The organism is Nonomuraea sp. NPDC051941 (assembly GCF_044593615.1).
This window is the reverse complement of sequence record NZ_JBIUCF010000003.1, coordinates 366,835-384,517: the sequence shown is the minus strand read 5'-3', so window position 1 is coordinate 384,517 and position 17,683 is coordinate 366,835. Positions and strand designations below refer to the sequence as shown.

The 17,683-nt window shown below is 69.7% G+C and carries 18 protein-coding genes; 9 read left to right on the top strand and 9 right to left on the bottom strand.

Annotated features, from left to right (window positions below):
• Positions 1-4: 4 nt before the first annotated feature.
• Both ACIHFD_RS08275 and ACIHFD_RS08270 read right to left on the bottom strand, forming a co-directional pair.
• A complete protein-coding gene (locus ACIHFD_RS08275; RefSeq protein ID WP_397366141.1) occupies positions 5-799 on the bottom strand; it encodes an alpha/beta fold hydrolase in 795 nt (264 codons plus the stop codon).
• The gene (locus ACIHFD_RS08270; protein ID WP_397366139.1) at positions 800-1,564 is read right to left on the bottom strand and encodes a glucose 1-dehydrogenase; all 765 of its coding nucleotides are present in this window, start codon (positions 1,562-1,564) and stop codon (positions 800-802) included.
• 116 nt (positions 1,565-1,680) lie between these two features.
• Here ACIHFD_RS08270 and ACIHFD_RS08265 point away from each other — a divergent pair, with 116 nt between their 5' ends.
• Together ACIHFD_RS08265 and ACIHFD_RS08260 are read left to right on the top strand one after the other, a co-directional pair.
• Entirely contained in the window at positions 1,681-2,304 is a 624-nt protein-coding gene (locus tag ACIHFD_RS08265; RefSeq protein WP_397366138.1) for a hypothetical protein, read from the top strand.
• A gap of 63 nt (positions 2,305-2,367) precedes the next feature.
• On the top strand, positions 2,368-2,937 hold the full coding sequence (locus tag ACIHFD_RS08260; RefSeq protein WP_397366136.1) for a Uma2 family endonuclease: 570 nt from the start codon (positions 2,368-2,370) through the stop codon (positions 2,935-2,937).
• A gap of 66 nt (positions 2,938-3,003) precedes the next feature.
• Here the strand turns inward: ACIHFD_RS08260 and ACIHFD_RS08255 are convergent, their stop codons facing one another.
• Positions 3,004-3,564, bottom strand: a complete 561-nt coding sequence (locus ACIHFD_RS08255; protein ID WP_397366135.1) for a hypothetical protein — start codon at positions 3,562-3,564, stop codon at positions 3,004-3,006.
• Between the two features lie 184 nt (positions 3,565-3,748).
• The gene (locus ACIHFD_RS08250; protein ID WP_355191900.1) at positions 3,749-4,330 is read right to left on the bottom strand and encodes a dihydrofolate reductase family protein; all 582 of its coding nucleotides are present in this window, start codon (positions 4,328-4,330) and stop codon (positions 3,749-3,751) included.
• 187 nt (positions 4,331-4,517) lie between these two features.
• On the opposite strand from ACIHFD_RS08250, the gene ACIHFD_RS08245 reads away from it, so the two are divergent.
• The gene (locus ACIHFD_RS08245) at positions 4,518-4,880 is read left to right on the top strand and encodes a hypothetical protein (RefSeq protein ID WP_397366132.1); all 363 of its coding nucleotides are present in this window, start codon (positions 4,518-4,520) and stop codon (positions 4,878-4,880) included.
• A 52-nt stretch (positions 4,881-4,932) separates the two neighbouring features.
• A complete protein-coding gene (locus tag ACIHFD_RS08240; RefSeq protein ID WP_397366131.1) occupies positions 4,933-5,112 on the top strand; it encodes a helix-turn-helix transcriptional regulator in 180 nt (59 codons plus the stop codon).
• Between the two features lie 100 nt (positions 5,113-5,212).
• Here ACIHFD_RS08240 and ACIHFD_RS08235 read toward each other — a convergent pair whose 3' ends face one another.
• Positions 5,213-5,887 carry a helix-turn-helix domain-containing protein gene (locus ACIHFD_RS08235; protein WP_397366130.1) on the bottom strand — a complete coding sequence of 225 codons (675 nt, stop codon included), beginning with the start codon at positions 5,885-5,887 and terminating at the stop codon, positions 5,213-5,215.
• Between the two features lie 145 nt (positions 5,888-6,032).
• Between ACIHFD_RS08235 and ACIHFD_RS08230 the strand changes: the two genes are divergently transcribed.
• The 5 genes from ACIHFD_RS08230 (at position 6,033) to ACIHFD_RS08210 (ending at position 11,621) form a co-directional block, all read left to right on the top strand.
• Positions 6,033-7,241, top strand: a complete 1,209-nt coding sequence (locus tag ACIHFD_RS08230) for a cytochrome P450 (RefSeq protein ID WP_397366128.1) — start codon at positions 6,033-6,035, stop codon at positions 7,239-7,241.
• 5 nt (positions 7,242-7,246) lie between these two features.
• Entirely contained in the window at positions 7,247-8,185 is a 939-nt protein-coding gene (locus ACIHFD_RS08225) for an ATP-binding cassette domain-containing protein (protein ID WP_397366127.1), read from the top strand.
• On the top strand, positions 8,182-8,940 hold the full coding sequence (locus ACIHFD_RS08220; RefSeq protein WP_397366126.1) for an ABC transporter permease: 759 nt from the start codon (positions 8,182-8,184) through the stop codon (positions 8,938-8,940). The genes ACIHFD_RS08225 and ACIHFD_RS08220 overlap by 4 nt, the downstream gene beginning before the upstream one ends.
• Before the next feature lie 582 nt (positions 8,941-9,522).
• Positions 9,523-10,398, top strand: a complete 876-nt coding sequence (locus ACIHFD_RS08215) for a serine protein kinase RIO (RefSeq protein WP_397366125.1) — start codon at positions 9,523-9,525, stop codon at positions 10,396-10,398.
• A 461-nt stretch (positions 10,399-10,859) separates the two neighbouring features.
• The gene (locus tag ACIHFD_RS08210) at positions 10,860-11,621 is read left to right on the top strand and encodes an alpha/beta fold hydrolase (protein ID WP_397366123.1); all 762 of its coding nucleotides are present in this window, start codon (positions 10,860-10,862) and stop codon (positions 11,619-11,621) included.
• Positions 11,622-11,748: 127 nt separating this feature from the next.
• Here ACIHFD_RS08210 and uvrB read toward each other — a convergent pair whose 3' ends face one another.
• The 4 genes from uvrB to ACIHFD_RS08190 form a co-directional block, all read right to left on the bottom strand.
• Positions 11,749-13,857, bottom strand: coding sequence for an excinuclease ABC subunit UvrB (uvrB, locus tag ACIHFD_RS08205; protein ID WP_350726360.1), 2,109 nt, complete (start codon positions 13,855-13,857; stop codon positions 11,749-11,751).
• An 87-nt stretch (positions 13,858-13,944) separates the two neighbouring features.
• Positions 13,945-14,718, bottom strand: a complete 774-nt coding sequence (locus tag ACIHFD_RS08200; protein ID WP_397366122.1) for a sporulation protein — start codon at positions 14,716-14,718, stop codon at positions 13,945-13,947.
• Between the two features lie 9 nt (positions 14,719-14,727).
• The gene (locus ACIHFD_RS08195; RefSeq protein ID WP_397366121.1) at positions 14,728-15,960 is read right to left on the bottom strand and encodes an SPFH domain-containing protein; all 1,233 of its coding nucleotides are present in this window, start codon (positions 15,958-15,960) and stop codon (positions 14,728-14,730) included.
• A gap of 1 nt (position 15,961) precedes the next feature.
• Positions 15,962-17,566, bottom strand: coding sequence for an SPFH domain-containing protein (locus ACIHFD_RS08190; RefSeq protein WP_397366120.1), 1,605 nt, complete (start codon positions 17,564-17,566; stop codon positions 15,962-15,964).
• Positions 17,567-17,683 lie beyond the last annotated feature (117 nt).

The window sequence follows — 17,683 nt, the reverse complement described above, 5'->3', positions numbered from 1 at the left end:
GAGGTCATTCCTGGGCTTGCAGCCACTCCTCCACGAGATCCACGAATTCGGCGGGGCGCTCCTCGTGCAGCCGGTGACTGGCACCCTCCCAGCACACGACCCTGGACGCGGGGTCCTTGAGCAGCCCCGACTCCCAACTCGCCCGTTCCGGATCCGCCCAGATCGACAGCACCGGGCAGCGCCGGCGGGCCAGGTAGTCGTCGCTGGCCGGGCGCACCCCGATGGCGTCCGGGGCCGTGAACATGGCCTCGAACGCCTGGACCAGCACGTGCGGCGGCATGCCGTACAGCCTGCGCTTGTGCCAGCGCCTGATGACGGCGGGCGTGCCGGCGTTCGTGCACCACTCGTCGATCTTCTCGGCGGCGGCGTGCGGGTGCTCGCCGCGCAGGCCTTCGATCATCTTGGGGAAGCGCCGGGCGACCCGGTCGGTCATGCCGTAGCCGGGGTCGAGGGCGACGAGCCCGCGTACCAGCTCGGGGTGTTCGACGGCGAGGATGGAGACCACCTGGCCGCCCATCGAGTGCCCGACGGCGACGACCTGCGGGATGCCCCGGCTTTCGAGGAGGGCGCGCAGGTCGCCGGCCATCTCGCGCGGCGTGTTGCCGCTCTCGGGGACGGACGAGTAGCCGTGGCCGCGCAGGTCCACGGCGATCACCCGGTGGTTGGCCGCCAGCGCGTCGATGTGCCAGGACCACTGGTGGGAGTCGGTGCCCCACCCGTGGACGAGCAGCAGCGGGGGCCCGTCGCCGTCCTCCGTGTAGAAGAGCCTGATATTTCCGCCGACATCCGCGTACGGCATCTATTGACCCCCACCCTCCAGTCGGGACAGCAGCGCGCTCTCCCCTGCCGTCCACCCGCCGTCCACGGCCAGCTCAGCGCCCGTCACGTACGAGGCGGCGTCGGACAGCAGGAACGCGATGGCCTCCGCCACCTCCTCCGGCTCGCCCCAGCGCCCGGCGGCGGCCAGCGGGAAGGTCCCGTCCCCCGACACGGCCCCGAGCGGCTCTGTCATCGGGGTGACGATCATTCCGGGATGTACGGAGTTGACCCGGATGCGGTCCTTGCCGAACTCCAAGGCGGCGATCTTGGTCAGCCCGCGCACGCCCCACTTGGACGCGCCGTAGCCGCCCGTGCCGGGCAGGGCGGTGAGGCCCGCGACGGACGAGAGGTTCACGACGGCGCCGCCGCCGGACTCGCGCATGGCCTTGACCACCGATTTGAGCCCCAGGAAGACGCCGACCAGGTTCACCTGGAGCACGCGTTCGAAGGCCTCCAGCGACTGCTGCTCGATCGACTGCGTGAGGGCGATGCCCGCGTTGTTCACCAGCCCGTCGAGCCTGCCGTACGCCTCCAGGGTGGCGGCGACCACGTCGGTCCACTGGTCCTGACTTGCCACATCGTGGGGGAGAAATCGGGCACCCAGCTCCTTGGCGGTGGCCGTACCCTCCTCCACCAGCACATCGGTGATCACGACCTGGGCCCCGGCCGCGACGCAGCGCCGCGCGGTGGCCGCCCCCATCCCCCGGGCGCCACCGGTGATGATCACAACCTTGCCGTCGAGCACGTCACCCCGCCCTTCCAGCCGCTCTCCGAGAACTGAAGCACAGCCTCACAGCTCTGATCAAGTGCTTGCTTGGTTTCTGGACCGCGCCGATGCCGCCCCGGCCGACTATCCTTCAAGTGAGAGACCCACAGGAGGTGGCGGAGATCAGCGAGCTGCTTGTCGTCCTACTGGTGATCCTGGCGTTCTTCCTGCTGCTGGGCGGTGTGGGCGTCTTCCTCCTGGTCAAGCTGGGCAAGAAGGCCGCGGTCAAGGCCAAACAGGCCACGACCCGGCTCAGCACCCACGTCAACGCCATGGGCACGGGCGACGCCGCCGAGGTCGAACGCCTCCGCCTCGACCTGCGCCGCGAGGTCTCCCTCACCCGCCAGGCCGTCGACCACGCCCAGCGCCTGGGCTGGGGCCTCGGCGACCTCCCCCGGCTCATGGCCGACCTCACCGCGCAGGCGGACGTCCACGACGGCCAGCTCGGCATGTACGCCCAGCAGCGCCGCATGTCTCCGTACGTCGACCACGCCACCCTCGACCGGCTCAGGGAGCACCAGGCCAAGCTGACGGCGATGTGCGCCCGCATCCGCGCCGACCTCCTGGGCGACCAGGTGCACCACACGGCCGCCGGCATCGCCGACCTCGGCTCCCGCACCGACCTCGAGATCGAGGCCCGCCGCCACGCCCCCGACCCGCTGGACCAGATCGACGATCTCTACCGCCGCTCGATGGAGGAACGCAAAGACCGCCCCTGACGACTACTCCACGTGGCAAGATGAGCGCGCCGCGTGAAACGCTGAGGAGGCAGACTGATGACTATGACCCTTCCTGAGTGGTTCTACCCCGGTCCTCCCGGCGGCTGGACCGCCGACATGCTCGATCACCTTCCCCCCGACGCGCCCCGGCACGTCGAACTGATCGATGGGTCACTCATCATGATGTCGCCGCAGACCGGCTTCCATATGCTCACGCTCCGACTGTTCGAGCGATTGCTTCATCCGCCGCAGGAACTCATGGTCGTGCGCGAAATGACGGTGACGCTAGGACTTCGCCAGCGGCCAGAGCCGGATATCCTCCTGGTCAAAAGGTCAGCTTTCAGCACGAAAGGCACTTCGTTCAAGCCCGAAGACGTCCGCCTGGTCGTCGAGGTGGTCTCAGACGAGTCCAGGGAAAGGGATCGGACCACCAAGCCGATCAAATACTCGAATGCGGGCATCAAGTTCTTCTGGCGAGTAGAGCAGGAAGAGGGGTTGCCCGTCGTTTACACCTTCGAGCTTGAACCGGCGATCAAGGCCTACGTCCCCACCGGCATTCACCGCAAACGACTGCAGACCCACATCGGATTCGACGTCGACATCGATCTCACCTTGGAATCGCCACCGGTTTAGCGGTCAGTCCGCTCACGGCAACCGAAGGCGGCGAACAACCCGTCCGCACGACCAAGGGGCGGCGGCTCAGGCGTCGTCCCACTCCCGGTATATGAACGCCGCGAGCTCCGCCTCCGTGGCGCCGCCGTTGGCCAGGGCCTTGGTGACCTGGGCCTGGGCTCGGGTGGGGAGCCGGCCCTCGATGAGGATGGGCAGCGACAGCCGCCGCAGCAGCACCTCGGACTCCGAGACCCCGGACGTCCGGCGGGTGACGGCCACGTTCACCCGCAGCCCGTGCTCGTTGCCGGGCGGGACGGCGGGGCGGTCGATCTCGATGGCGGAGTAGCGGAAGCCGTTGGCCAGGTCGCAGGCGGCGCATCCGGCCGGGCCCCTGCTGAGCCGATCACCGCACTCGGGGCAGGTCAGGCGGTCGTAAGCGGCGTCCACCACGCGCCACGGGTGCTTTTCGGGCTCGTCCGTGACCATCTCGGCGATGAGGCGCTCGTCCGGTGGCCGGGTGGTGCCGAACTCCTGTTCCAGGAACGCGCGCCAGCCCTCTTCCACGATCTCGTCGACCAGCCCGGCGCACCGGGCGCAGCCGGGGGCTCCGGCGGGCTCCCAATGGTCACATTCCGGGCAGCGTCGCATGCCCGCACCGTACAAGCCCGGCCGGATCCATCGCACCGCATTTTTGCGGATGATCCACGAGCTCGGCACCGCAGGACCTCGGCCTTCCCCTGCACCGAACCGTGCGCAGCGCGTCGGATCCGCGCACGGCCGGACGGGCCCGGCGCCGCGCCAGTCCTCCGGCAGCTCACCGCGGCCCGGCAGCTCAGCCGGTCGTGGCGTAGCGCAGCAGGACGTTGCCGGAGCCGTCGAGGCGGCGAACCTCCGCGACGGTGAACCCGTCGACCGGCTGGGTGAAGATCGGCGTCCCCTCGCCGAGCGCCTTCGCTCCGACGACCAGGTGCAGCTCGTCGACGAGCCCGGCGCGGAGCAGGGCGTTCCATGTGATCCGGCTGCCGAAGGTGACGATGTCACCGCTGGTGCGTTGCTTGAGCTCCTTGACCCATCCCTCGGCGTCGGCGCGCCTGACCACGGTCGTCCGGTCCGCCCACGGCGCGATGTCCTCGTCCGTGAGCGAGTCCGAGATGACGCTGACCTCGATCCGCCCGTAGATCCCGCCGAACTGCTGATTCACCGTGGACGCCTCGGGGTTGTCCGCCTGGGCGGGCCAGAACCCCATGAACATCCGGTACGAGTCGGCGCCGAGCAGCAGCGAGCCGGCCGCCTGGATCCGCTCCAGGTTGTAGGCGTCGAAGGCGGCGTCCATCGGCAGCACGAGCGGGTTGCCGTCCGCCGCCGCATAGAAGCCGTCAAGGGACATGATGTTGCAGACGACCAGTTTCGCCATGTCAGGCACTCCGCTTCTTCCGTCGCTCAGCTTCCGTCGCCCACCATGCCCGGAGGGCGCGGCGTCCGACAGAGGCAAATGTCACCAGACCCGCAATGACTTTCGCTACATCAACCCAGGTCAAGCGCATTGCGGGAATCCGCAACACCCCTGTTCCGCCTGCGGGCGGAGAGCCCAGGATCGCCTCATGCGCAGTGCTGCGATCAGCAGAAAAGGCGCCCTGCGGACGGGCGTCGCGGGCGCCACCGTGACCATGGACACGACCGCGCAGGCCGCCACCGCCTACGTGACCCGTGAGCCGCTGCTCGCCGGAGCCAACCCGTACGTCACCCTGTACGACGGCGCCACACCCACCGGGTACGCGTCGATGTGGAGGGTCGACTGGTCCACGCACGGCACCGGTGCGGTGCTGGTGGTGTGGACGCCCGCCGGGCTACGCGTCGTGGGCGACGACCCGCGGCTGGCGGCATGGATCGAGGAGCACTTCGTACGGCGCTTCGACGAGGCGGTTACCTGGAGATCTGGTCCCGTCCCCTGGTGGCCGGCCTGATCGCGCCGTTCGACCGGCACCGGTCCGCCGCCCCACCGCCCCACCGCCCGCGTTGTCCCGCCGTGAGCGGGAGGTGGTGGCGCTGCCGGCGGAGGGCTGGACGGACATGGTCGTCGCCCGCCGCCTCGGGATCAGCGAGCGGACCGTCACGGCGACCGTACGGGCTCTCATGGACCGGCACGGCGCACGCAGCCGCTTCCAGCTCGCGCTGGAGCTGTCCCGAAGGCACTGATGCCCGCGGGTGGACGGCGATGACGGGCTTGGCCGCGTCCGGCCCGGACGCAACGGCGCCCTCCGGGTGAGCTCACCCGGCAGATCGTCCGCTGGGATGATCAAGACAGGAGGTCGCGCCAGCGCCGGCCCGACTCCAGCGTGTCCAGGCCAATCCGCTCCAGGTATGCACCGCCCTTGGCCAGCCGGCGTCCCACCGGCGTGTCGAGGCCGAACGTCTCCCCCGCCGCCTTCGCCAGCTCCGCCGCCTCCAGCGTCTGCCGCGAGCTGGTCACGATCGACTGGTACCAGGAATTGTCGTCGACCGTGTAGATGTCGCGACGCCGCCGCGGATCGCGCTCGCGCCCGATCAGCCCCTGCTGGATCAGGTAGCCCACCGCCATGGAGACCGAGGCGGGGCTGACCTTCAGCCTGCGCGTCAGCTCGGCCGCGGTGAGTCGGCCGTCCTCGCTCAGCCACAGGCCGACGAGCACGCGCGCCATCATCTTCGGCAGCCCCATCCGAACCGCCATCTCGATGACCTCGTCCCCAAGCTCACCGTCCGGCGGCCCGGCCGCGAACCGGAGAGCCGGCGTGCCGCGCCGCGCCCGCCGCTCCGTCGCCCGGTGCGCCTGCTCGGGCCGGTAACCGCCGGGGCCGCCGTTGCGGCCGACCTCCCGGCTGATCGTCGAGGTCGGCCGGTCCAGCCGCCTGGCGATCTCGGCGTAGGAACGCCCTTCGGCGAGGCCGGCCGCGATGCGCTGGCGGTCCCGCTGGGTCAACCTTCCTTGTGACATGACGCCATTGTTGCGTTCGCTGCCACTCAGTGCAACGAATCATTGCGTTCGAGCCCAGCGTCATTGCATCAATTTGCCCGCTCTCACCTGCAGATACGGATTCCCTTGATTGCAGCTTTTTTGAATGCAACGTAGCTTTCAGAGCATGTCGAACACGTACTATCGCGATGAGACGGTCAGCCCTTCCCTCGACCGCGCACCCGCCTGCCCCTTCGATCCCGCCCCCGAGGTCACCGCGCTGCGTGCCGAGCAGCCGATCGCCCGGCTGGCCGCGCCCGAGGGCGCCCCCGGCGTCTGGCTGGTCACCGGCTACGGGCTGGTCCGCCAGATCCTCGCCGACCCGCGTTTCAGCTCCCGCTACGAGACCCACTACTACCCGCAGATGGGCGGGTACCTGCCGCCCGCCCCCGCCGGCGACCTGACCGGCATGGACGCGCCCCAGCACACCCGCTTCCGCAAGCTGCTGGCGGGCAAGTTCACCGTCCGCAGGATGAACCTGCTCACCGAGCGGGTCACCGAGATCACCCGTGAGCGGCTCGACGCGATGGAGCGGCAGGGGCCGCCCGCCGACCTCGTCGAGGTCTTCGCCCTGCCCGTCCCCGCGCTGATGATCTGCGAGCTGCTCGGCGTGCCGTACGACGACCGCGAGCAGTTCCAGACCGCCACGCGGACCCTCTCGGACGCCGAAGAGCCCGAGGCGCAGTACAACGCCTTCATCGAGCTCGGCGACTACCTGCGGACGCTCGCGCTCGCCAAGCGCGCGAACCCGACCGACGACCTGCTCAGCGACCTGGCCACGGCAGGCGAGCTGACCGACGAGGAGCTCGGCGGCGTGGCCGCCTTCCTGCTCGGCGCCGGCCTCGACACCACCGCCAACATGCTCGCGCTCGGCACCTTCGCCCTGCTGCGCGACCCGGCCCAGCTCGCCGCCCTGCGCAGCGATCCCGGCCTGGCCGCAGGCGCCGTGGAGGAGCTGCTGCGCCACCTGTCCATCGCCGCCATGGGCATGCGCGGCGTGCTGGAGGACGTCGAGCTCGGCGACAGGCAGCTCAAGGCCGGCGACACGGTCATCATCGCGTTCAACGCCGCCAACAGGGACCCGGCCAAGTTCTCCGACCCCGACGTGCTCGACCTGCGCCGTTCGGCCACCGGGCACCTGGCCTTCGGCCATGGCGTCCACCAGTGCCTCGGCCAGCAGCTCGCCCGTGTCGAGATGCGCGTCGCCTTCCCCGCGCTGCTCACCCGGTTCCCGACGCTACGGCTGGCCATACCGGCGGAAGAGGTGCCGCTGCGCACCGACCCCTCGCAGATCTACGGCGTGCGCAGCCTGCCCGTCACCTGGGACCGAGGGTGACGACCGTGCGGACCATCGAACCTGCCATCTCGGTGACGGGACTCCACAAGTCGTACGGCTCGCACCGCGTACTGAACGGCATCGACCTCACGATCCCGCAGGGCACGATCTTCTCCCTGCTCGGCCCCAACGGCGCGGGCAAGACCACCATGGTGCAGATCCTGTCCACCCTGATCAGGGCCGACGCCGGCGAGATCCGGGTGGCCGGGCACGACCTGGCCCGAGAACCCGACAAGGTGCGCGCCGCGATCGGCGTCACCGGCCAGTTCTCCGCCGTCGACAGCTTCCTCACCGGGGAGGAGAACCTGCGGCTCATGGCCGACCTGCTCCACCTCGGCCGCTCCAGGGGCCGCGAGCGAGCCCGCGAACTGCTGGAGCGCTTCGACCTCACCGACGCCGCGCGCAAGCCGGCGGTCTCCTACTCGGGCGGCATGCGGCGCCGGCTCGACCTCGCCATGACCATGGTCGGCACACCCAGGCTGATCTTCCTCGACGAGCCGACCACCGGCCTGGACCCGCGCAGCCGCCGCACCATGTGGCAGATCGTCAGGGACCTGGTCGAGCAGGACGGCGTGACCGTCTTCCTGACCACGCAGTACCTGGAGGAGGCCGACGAGCTCGCCGACCGCATCGCGCTGCTGAGCCAGGGCGAGCTGGTGGCCGAGGGCACCCCGGAGGAGCTCAAGCGGCTGGTCCCCGGCGGCCACATCGTCGTGCGCTTCGCCGACGCCGACGGCTACCGCAGGGCCGCCCCGCACGTCGGCGCCACCTTGCGCAACGACGTGGCGCTCACCGTCCAGATCCCCGACTCCGGTGGTGTCAGGACGCTGAAGAAGCTCCTGGAGTGGCTGGACACCCAGGCCATCGACGTCGCCGAGCTGTCGGTGCGCACGCCCGACCTGGACGACGTCTTCCTCTCCCTGACCAAGGAGCCCTCCCGATGAGAGCGATCACCGACTCGGCGACGATGCTGCGCCGCCAGGTCACGCACATCTGGCGCTACCCCTCGCTGATCTTCACGTTCGCCGCCGTCCCCGTGGTGTTCCTGCTGCTGTTCGTGTTCGTCTTGGGCGGCACCATGGGCGCGGGCATCGGCGGAGACCGCGCCGCCTATGTCGGCTACCTCGCCCCCGGCATCATGATCACGACGATCGCCGGTGCCGCACAGGGGACCGCGATCTCGGTGGCCACCGACATGACCGAGGGCATCATCGCCAGGTTCAAGACCATGGCCATCGCCCGCGTCTCGGTGCTCACCGGGCACGTGCTCGGGGCGATGGTGCAGACGTTCATCGCGATCGCGGCGGTGACCCTGGTGGCCGTGCTGATCGGCTTCCGCCCGTCGGCCTCCGCGCTGGACTGGCTCGGCGTGGTCGGCGTGCTGGCCATGTTCACCTTCGCCATCACCTGGCTGTCGGTCGCGCTCGCGCTGGTCTCCAAGAGCGTCACCACGGCCAGCAACCTGCCGATGCCGTTGATGCTGCTGCCGTTCCTCGGCAGCGGTTTCGTACCGACCGAGTCGATGCCGGCCGGGTTGCGCTGGTTCGCGGAGCACCAGCCGTTCACCCCCGTCATCGAGACGCTGCGGGCGCTGCTGGCCGGTCGCCCGGCCGCCTCCAGCTTCGCGGAGGCTGCTGCCTGGAGCGCGGTCATCGCCCTGGCCGGATATCTGTGGGCACGCAGGCTCTACAACCGTTGAGGTCCACCCACAGGCATGCACGCCGACCTCGCTGTCACTCCGGCTTATCGATGGGGGCGGCTCCCGGCTCCAGGTGGCGGTCCGCATCGGGGTGCGGGTGGCAGTCCACATCTGGGTGCGGGTGGCGGTCCGCATCTGGGCTCGTCCGATGGCGCCGCCGACCCGGGTGGCGGGACTTGTCGGCCGTCCACGACGGCCCGCGCGCCGTCCCGTCGACGATCTGGTTGCCCGCCGTCGGGGCGATGGCCAGGGCGACCACGGGCGTGGCTCGAGACCGCCACCGGGGTCACTTCACGCCGCGCCGGCCGTCGCATGGTCCTGCCCCATCTCCGGGGTGACAAGGGTGGCGGCGGGGGCGTCATTTAATCGGTTGCGAGGGCGGTATGTGGACCGGGATACTCGGCACCGAGTTGATCGCTTGGCAGCGGCTTGACGATGATCGCCGCGCCGTGCCGCGAAGGGAGGGTGAGACCGTGATGACGACTGTTCGCGTGCCGTTTTCCGCGTCCTCAGACCTTCCCACCGCGCACTCGCTGACCTGATCGACGAGCCGGTGGGCCTCACACCTGGAGCAATCCCACCGTGCCCAAGCACTCGCAGCACCGCACCCGTGGCAAGTACGCCCTCGACGCCGACGACCTCGAATGGCTGGAGAGCACTCCCGAGACCGACGACGGGCCGCCCGAGGGTGACCGCTGGTCCACCTGGGACCAGAGCACACCCACGGAGAAGGGGCCCAAGCCGTACCCCGGCTGGCTCGTCACCGAGCTGGCCGCCGTCGACACCGAGCACGGCGTGCTCAAGACCGGCAAGGAAGCCGACGTCCATCTGATCTCGCGGGGGGTGCCCGGCACGGACCGGGTCTGCCTGCTGGCCGCCAAGCGCTACCGCTCCTCCGAACACCGGCTGTTCCACCGCGACTCCGGCTACCTGGAGGGCCGCAGGACCCGCGAGAGCCGCATGAACCGCGCCATGGCCAACCGCACCGCGTTCGGCAAGCAGGTGATCGCCGGCCAGTGGGCGGTCGCCGAGTTCGGGGCGTTGTGCCGGTTGTGGGAGCTCGGGGTTCCCGTGCCGTACCCGGTGCAGATCGTGGAGACGGAGATCCTGCAGGAGTTCATCGGGACCCGGGACGGGTACGCGGCGCCGCGGCTGGCGCAGGTGTCCGACGACCTGGACGGGCTGTGGGAGCAGCTCGTGGCGGCCATGGTCACGCTGGCCAGGGAGGGGCTGGCCCATGGGGACCTGTCGCCGTACAACCTGCTGGTCCATGACGGCAGGCTGGTGATCATCGACCTGCCGCAGATCGTGGACGTCATCGCCCACCCGACCGGCCCTTCGTTCCTGGACCGGGACGCCCACAACGTCGCCACCTGGTTCGCCGCCAAGGGCGTCCCGGCCGCCGACCCGGACTCCCTCGCCGCACTCCTCCGCAAAGAGGCCGGCCTGTCCCTGTGATCGCTCCGGCTCTCGTCCCGCCGCTCGACTTCCTGCGCCGCGCCGCCGCGCGGATGGCGCCGCAGGACGGCCGCGAGGTGACGCAGGACGACTGGACGGCGACGCATGAACTGCCGGATGGCGGGGCGGGGCGGCTGGAGGGTGCCGTGGACGCGGGGTCGCGGTCCCTCGGGTGCCAGGGTGGAGGTGGCAGCTCCCGGGGATGGGTTACGGCGCCATACGCGGGTGCGGAGTGGCGCGCCGCCGCCAGCCAATGGGGCGCGGGATGCCGTGTGCCGGTCGCTGGGGCGCGGGATACCGTGTCCCAGCCGCCGGATCGCGGAATGCCGCGTGGCGGGCGCTGGGGCGTGTGGGTTGTGCGTGGTGTCGGTGGCGGGGGTGACGTGCGGGGCCGTCGGAGTGCCGATCGTTTACGCAGGTCGTAGGTATATTGGCCCCGATATACGACGAGGAGGGCCGTCATGCACGATGCCGTCGTCCACCCCAGCGGCGCTCGCATCCGCTGGGTAGAGCTGCCGGGTGCGGAGCCGTCGCGGGTCTACGTCCACGGTCTCGGTGCGACCTCGGCCCCCTACTACGCCGAGGTCGCCGCACACCCGCTCTTGCCGCAACACCGTTCCCTGCTGATCGACCTGCTCGGGTTCGGGATCAGCGACCGTCCCCGGGACTTCGCCTACACGCTCGAGACCCATGCCGACGCCCTGGCCGAGGCGTTGCGCAAGGCGGGGGTCGCCGGGGCGTCGGTGATCGCCCACAGCATGGGCGGCGCGGTGGCGATCGTCCTCGCCTCCCGTCACCCGGAGCTGATCGCCAATCTGGTGCTCGTGGACGCCGACCTCGACCCCCATCCCCCGGCTTCCGTGCGGCCGGGTGGCAGCGGCATCGCGAGTTACACGGAGGAGGCGTTCGTGTCACACGGGTGGAAGGAGGTGCGCGAGCGCGTGGGGCCGCACCGGTGGTCCGCCATGCGGCTGGCGGACCCGCGCGGGCTCCACCGTACGGCCGTCAGCCTGAGCGCGGGCACCACGCCCACCATGCGCCGGCTCCTGCAGGACCTCCCAATCCCCCGCGCCTTCCTGCACCCGGAGGGTGAGCCGCCAGAGGACGCCGACAGCCTGCGGGCCAGCGGGGTCCGGATGGTCGGCATTCCCGAGTCGGGGGACAGCATCATGCTCGACAACCCCGAGGTCTTCGCCCGCACCCTGGCGGATTTCCTCCCCTAGCCCGACGCTCGACCGCCCCAGCCCGTCGCCCGGCGTCCGGCCGAAGTCGCGCGCCCGGCAGGCGGCCGATGGCATGCGTACGCAAAGCGCCTCTTCCTCCATACGAGGAGGAGGCGCCTTGCGGGCGTTACTTGATGCCGGCCTCGCGCATGTCGCGGAGCTCGCGCTTGAGCTCCTTGATCTCGTCGCGCAACCGAGCCGCCACCTCGAACTGCAGGTCGGCCGCCGACTGGTGCATCTGCTCGGTCAGCGACTCGATCAGCGACTCCATCTGCGCCCGCGGCATCTCCCCGGCGATGGCCTTGGCGTGCTGGCCGGCCTGCCGCGCGCCGAAGCCGGGCACCGGGGCCTTGCCGCGCGACTGCTGGCGGCCGCCGCCCAGGAGCCGGTCGGTGTCGGCGTCCTCGCGCTGCAGGGAGTCGAGGATGTCGGCGATCTTCTTGCGCAGCGGCTGCGGGTCGATGCCGTTGGCCTCGTTGTAGGCCATCTGCTTGGCCCGCCGCCGATTCGTCTCGTCGATCGCCCGCTCCATGGACGGCGTGATCTTGTCGGCGTACATGTGGACCTGGCCGGACACGTTACGGGCGGCGCGGCCGATGGTCTGGATCAGCGACGTCTCCGAGCGCAGGAAGCCCTCCTTGTCGGCGTCGAGGATGGCCACCAGCGACACCTCGGGCAGGTCGAGGCCCTCGCGCAGCAGGTTGATGCCGACGAGCACGTCGAACTCGCCCGTGCGCAGCTCCCGCAGCAGCTCGATGCGGCGCAGCGTGTCGACCTCGCTGTGCAGGTAGCGCACCCGGATGCCGAGCTCCAGGAGGTAGTCGGTGAGGTCTTCGGACATCTTCTTCGTCAGCGTGGTGACCAGCACGCGCTCGTCGCGCTCGGCCCGCTGGCGGATCTCGTGGACCAGGTCGTCGATCTGGCCCTTGGTCGGCTTGACCACGATCTCGGGGTCGACCAGGCCGGTCGGGCGGATGACCTGCTCGACGACCTCACCCTTGGCCCGCCCCAGCTCGTAAGGCCCCGGCGTGGCCGACAGGTAGACGGTCTGGCCGATGCGCTCCAGGAACTCCTCCCACTTCAGCGGCCGGTTGTCGAGCGCCGACGGCAGCCGGAAGCCGTGCTCGACCAGCGTGCGCTTGCGGGAGGCGTCGCCTTCGTACATGGCGCCGATCTGCGGCACGGTCTGGTGGGACTCGTCGAGGACCAGCAGGAAGTCCTCGGGGAAGTAGTCGAGCAGCGTGTTGGGCGCGCTGCCGGCCTCGCGCCCGTCCATGTGGCGCGAGTAGTTTTCGATGCCGGAGCAGGTGCCGATCTGCCGCATCATCTCGATGTCGTACGTCGTGCGCATCCGCAGCCGCTGCGCCTCCAGCAGCTTGCCCTGGCGCTCCAGCTCCTCCAGCCGCGCGGCCAGCTCCGCCTCGATGCCCCCCACGGCGGCGGCCATGCGCTGCTCGCCCGCGACGTAGTGGGAGGCGGGGAAGATGTAGAGCTCCTCGTCCTCCGTGATGACCTCGCCGGTCAGCGGGTGCATGGTCGAGAGCTTCTCGATCTCGTCGCCGAACATCTCGATGCGCACGGCCAGCTCTTCGTACTTCGGGATGATCTCGATCGTGTCGCCCCGGACCCGGAACGTGCCCCGGGTGAAGGCCAGGTCGTTGCGCGTGTACTGCATGTCGACCAGGCGGCGCAGGAGCTGGTCGCGGTCGACGTCCATGCCGACGCGCAGCCTGGCCATGCGGTCGACGTATTCCTGCGGCGTGCCCAGGCCGTAGATGCACGACACGGAGGCGACCACGATGGTGTCGCGGCGGGTGAGCAGCGAGTTGGTCGCCGAGTGGCGCAGCCGCTCGACCTCGTCGTTGATCGAGGAGTCCTTCTCGATGTACGTGTCGCTCTGCGGGACGTACGCCTCAGGCTGGTAATAATCGTAATAAGAAACGAAATATTCGACCGCGTTGTTGGGCAGCATCTCCCGCAGCTCGTTGGCGAACTGCGCGGCGAGGGTCTTGTTGGGCTGCATGACCAGCGCGGGCCGCTGCAGCCGCTCGATCAGCCAGGCGATGGTGGCGGTCTTGCCGGTGCCGGTGGCACCCAGCAGCACGTTGTCCTTCTCTCCGGCCTTGACGCGGCGCTCCAGCTCGGCGATGGCCGTGGGCTGGTCGCCGGAGGGAGTCATCTCGGTGACGACCTCGAAAGGCGCCACCTTCCGCTGCAAATCTGTGACCGGTCGCATGTTGCCACTGTAGGCGTCCCGACCGACAGAAACGGTCACACCCCCTGCGGCCGCCGCCGGGGTCCCCGGCGGCGGCCGCGTACCCGATCAGAACCAGCCGCGGTGGCGGGCCATCTGCTCCAGACCGCGCTGCAGCGCCCCGTCCGCCGAGTGCGGCGGGTCGTCGTAACGCACGGTGAAGCGGTTGTACGCGTCGTGGCTCGAGGTCAGGAAGCCGCCCCGCTTGTCGGCCTCCAGGATGACGTCCATCTGCCGCGCCCCGGCGATGAACGTCAGTTCGAGCTCGTTGAAGTGGCGCCGCCACTGCCCGCCCGCGTAGTACTCGATCTCCTGGAAGAACGGCATCGTCGAGCCGTACAGCGTGCCGCGCTCCAGATCGGCCTTCTTGAACTGGAAGCCCAGCCGGTCGAGCGCGGCGATGACGTGGTCCTGCGCGGGCAGCGGGCTCACGTACAGCGGGTCGAGGTCACCCTTGTCGAGCGCGCCCGCCAGCGCCAGCTCCGTCTGGACGCCCAGCTTCATGCCGTGCAGCGGATGCCCGGCGATGGCGCTGATCGGCGTCTCCCAGGGGACCTGGATCTCGAAGGGCTGCTGGTGCTGCACGCCCGCGGCGAGCTGGAACGTCCCGGCGACCTGCTGGCGCAGGAAGCTGTAGGTCGTCTTGTACTCGTTGTCGCCCGACTCGACCTCGACCACCGCGGTCAGGTCGATGTGGATGCCCTCGACCTTGTAGTCGGAGTTGCCGCCACGGAAGTGGACGACGCCGCGCAGGATCTCGCCGGGACGCACGCCCGTGTTGGTCAACACCGTGTCTACCTCGACGCCCGCACCGAACGCGGCCATCAATTTGCGGAACACCATGGGGTTCTCCTAAGCGGAAGGTGTCTGGCCGTTCTGACCCGTGCCCGAGATGCGGGGGAGCAACTGGGCAAGGAGGAGAGTGGAGAGCGCGGAGTCCGACTGGCCCTGCTGGGTGCGTACGACCAGCGGCTGGGGGGCGTTCTCCGCGAGTTTGGCGCCCACGTCGAGGCGCCTGCGGGCCAGCTCGTACTGCAGCACGGCCCGGTTGTCCCGGTACGACTCGGCCAGCCGGCGCAACGCCTTGGCCTCGTTCTCGGCGGCGGTCAGCTCGGCCCGGCCGCGCGCCTCGATCTCCCATGTCACACGCTGCGCCTCGGTCTCCTGCTCCTCCAGCATGCGCGCCACGTCCTTGCGCGCCGTGTTGTGGGCGGCCTTGACCTCGACGACGCGGGCGTCACGGGTCTTCTTGGAGCGCTCGATCTCCATCAGCAGGGTGTCGATGCGGCGCTTGCGGGTCAGCTCCCACTCGCGCTCATAGGCCGAGAGCTCCTTGGCCACCTTCTCGCGGGTGGCCAGGTGCTGCTGGTACTGGTCGGGCAGCTGGACGTCGGGGATGTTGGCGCCCGTGATGCGCACGCCGTACCGGCCGAGCTGGCGGTTGAGCGCGTCCTGCATGTCGCCGACGTCGGAGCCGCGCAGGTCGTACGCGCGCTCGGTGTTGACGCGGCGGCTGCGCTGCCTGATCGCGTCCTGCACCGCGCTGGAGAGCACCAGGTCGAAGTTGCCCGCGCCGATGGTGCGGACGAACGCGACGGGGTCCACGATGCGGAACTTGAGGAAGAACTCGATCGACTTCAGCGGCACGTTCTCGGCCGTGGGGCAGGCCACGATCGGCGCCGAGTACGGGATCTCCGTGGAGGTGTCGACGACCGCGTCCACCCGGTCCCACGGCAGCCACAGGTAGTGGCGTCCCGGCGGGAGGGTGCCGGTGATGGCGCCCCAGCGGCTGCGTACGCCGGTGGTGCCCTCCTCGATCTCGATGATCGCCTTGCGCCACATCGTGACCATGGCCACGACCAGGAAGAACAGCGCCAGCAGCGCGGCGATCAGGGTGAGGTCGGTCAGGACCGCCATCCCGGCGAAGTACAGCCCCAGGAACACCAGCGCCATCCAGGCGAAGCCGCGCCGGTCCTTGGGGATCACGACGGGGACGAGCTGGCCCTGCTCGCCGCCGCGCAGGAGCTGGCGGATGTCGCCCCAGGAGGCCAGCGACTCCTTGATCTTCGAGAATTCGCGGCTCATCTCAGATCTCCCCCTTCCCGGGCAGCAGGCGTTCGACGGTGCGCTCCAGTTCCGCGTCGGGCTCCGGCGCCGCCTGGGGCTCGGTCACGTCGGCGGTGGCCTTCTTGAGCAGGGCGGCGATCTCGGCCTCGCGGCTCTGCACGCGGGAACCGATCTCGTCGAGCCTGGACCGGATGGCGGCCATGTCCTCGGCCGAGAACAGCGCCGCGTCCTTGCCGCCCACCAGCTGCTGGGCCAGGGCCAGGAAGTCGATGTCGGTCTGCTCGCCCACCTGCACGACCTGCGGCAGCCTGGTGGCGACGGACTCCAGCTTGTTCAGCAGGTCCTGCTGGAAGCGGTAGTCGAGGATCTCGGGCGCCTCCGCGGCCGACAGCGCCCTGATGTCCAGCGCCTGCGCCTCCAGGAGGGCGGCGTTGGCGTTGGCCGTGGACTCGGCCTCGACCAGGCGCTGCCTGGCCTGCGCGGTGGCTTGGTGGCTGGCGCGTTCGAGGGCGGTGTCCATGCGGGCCTGGTAGCCGGCGATCTCCGCCTGGATGGCGCTCAGCGTCTCCTGCAGCCCGGCCAGCTCCTTGACCAGGTCGCCCTCGTTCTGCTCCTTGCGCAGCTGGAGCTCGTACTCGTAGGTATAGGCCTCCTTGGCGACCCGGACCATCTCGGGGGCGGCCAGGTCCATCCGGTATTCCTGGCTGGACGGCTCGGCGTGCGTGATGTTCACGTCGGTGAGCCGTACGGCGGGCAGGAACTGCTGGTTGAGGCTCTCCAGCATGCCCAGCGTGCTCTCGCCCACCAGGTCGTAGATCTCCTCGGCCCGCTGGGCGTAGATGAGGGAGCGGGTGACCTCGCTGATGGCGTTCTGGAGCTTGGACTGGAAGCCGCTGACCGAGCCGAGCACGAAGATGAACTCCGCCGGGTTCTCGATCCTGAACTGCAGGAACAGGTCCACGCTGGCCTTGACGCCCTGCTGCGTCGGCGCCTCGCTGATCGGCGCGTTGAACGGGTACTCGCGGGTGGTGTTGACGATGTAGCTGACCCGCTTCCACGGGTTGAACAGCGTCACCCGGCCCGGGTCCGCGATGTGCACCAGCTTGCCGAACTGGGTGATCAGGGCCTTGCAGCCCTCGGGCACCATCACCACGCTGCGCCGCCACCACAGGAACGCGGCCGCCAGGACCAGCACCACCCAGTAGTGCGGGCCGAAGAACAGGTCGGTGTTCGGGATGACGTTGCCGAGCGCGCCGATCAGGCCGAGCACCACCAGGATGCCCAGCGGCACGATCACCTTCGCGGTGCTCCCCTTGGGGATCACCACCGGGGAGATGACGTGCATGCCGTTCTCGGTGAAGCTGCGGTTGACGATCTCGCCGGCCTCGTTCAGCGAGGCCGACCTGGCCTCGATGGCCGTGCCGATCGACGCGCCGCCGTCGCGGGCCGCGGCGAAGTCGTGGGGGTTCAGCGCGAAACCCCGGGCCTGGCCCGCGAACTGTCCCGCCTGGTCGACGACCTGGCCCATGGCCTGCCCCATCGCCTGCCGCATGTCACCCCCTTGGGCAACCGCTTGGGCTATGCCCTGACCTGCCTGGATCAGTGCCTCTCTGGGTCGTGACATCGAACCTTCCTTTTCCGCTACAGGCGAATCCGACCGTATCGGGTGCGACTTACTGTTCGCTTGCAATGGATGTCATATGTCTATTGCGTCCCGTAGTAGATGTGCTATCTATGTAGT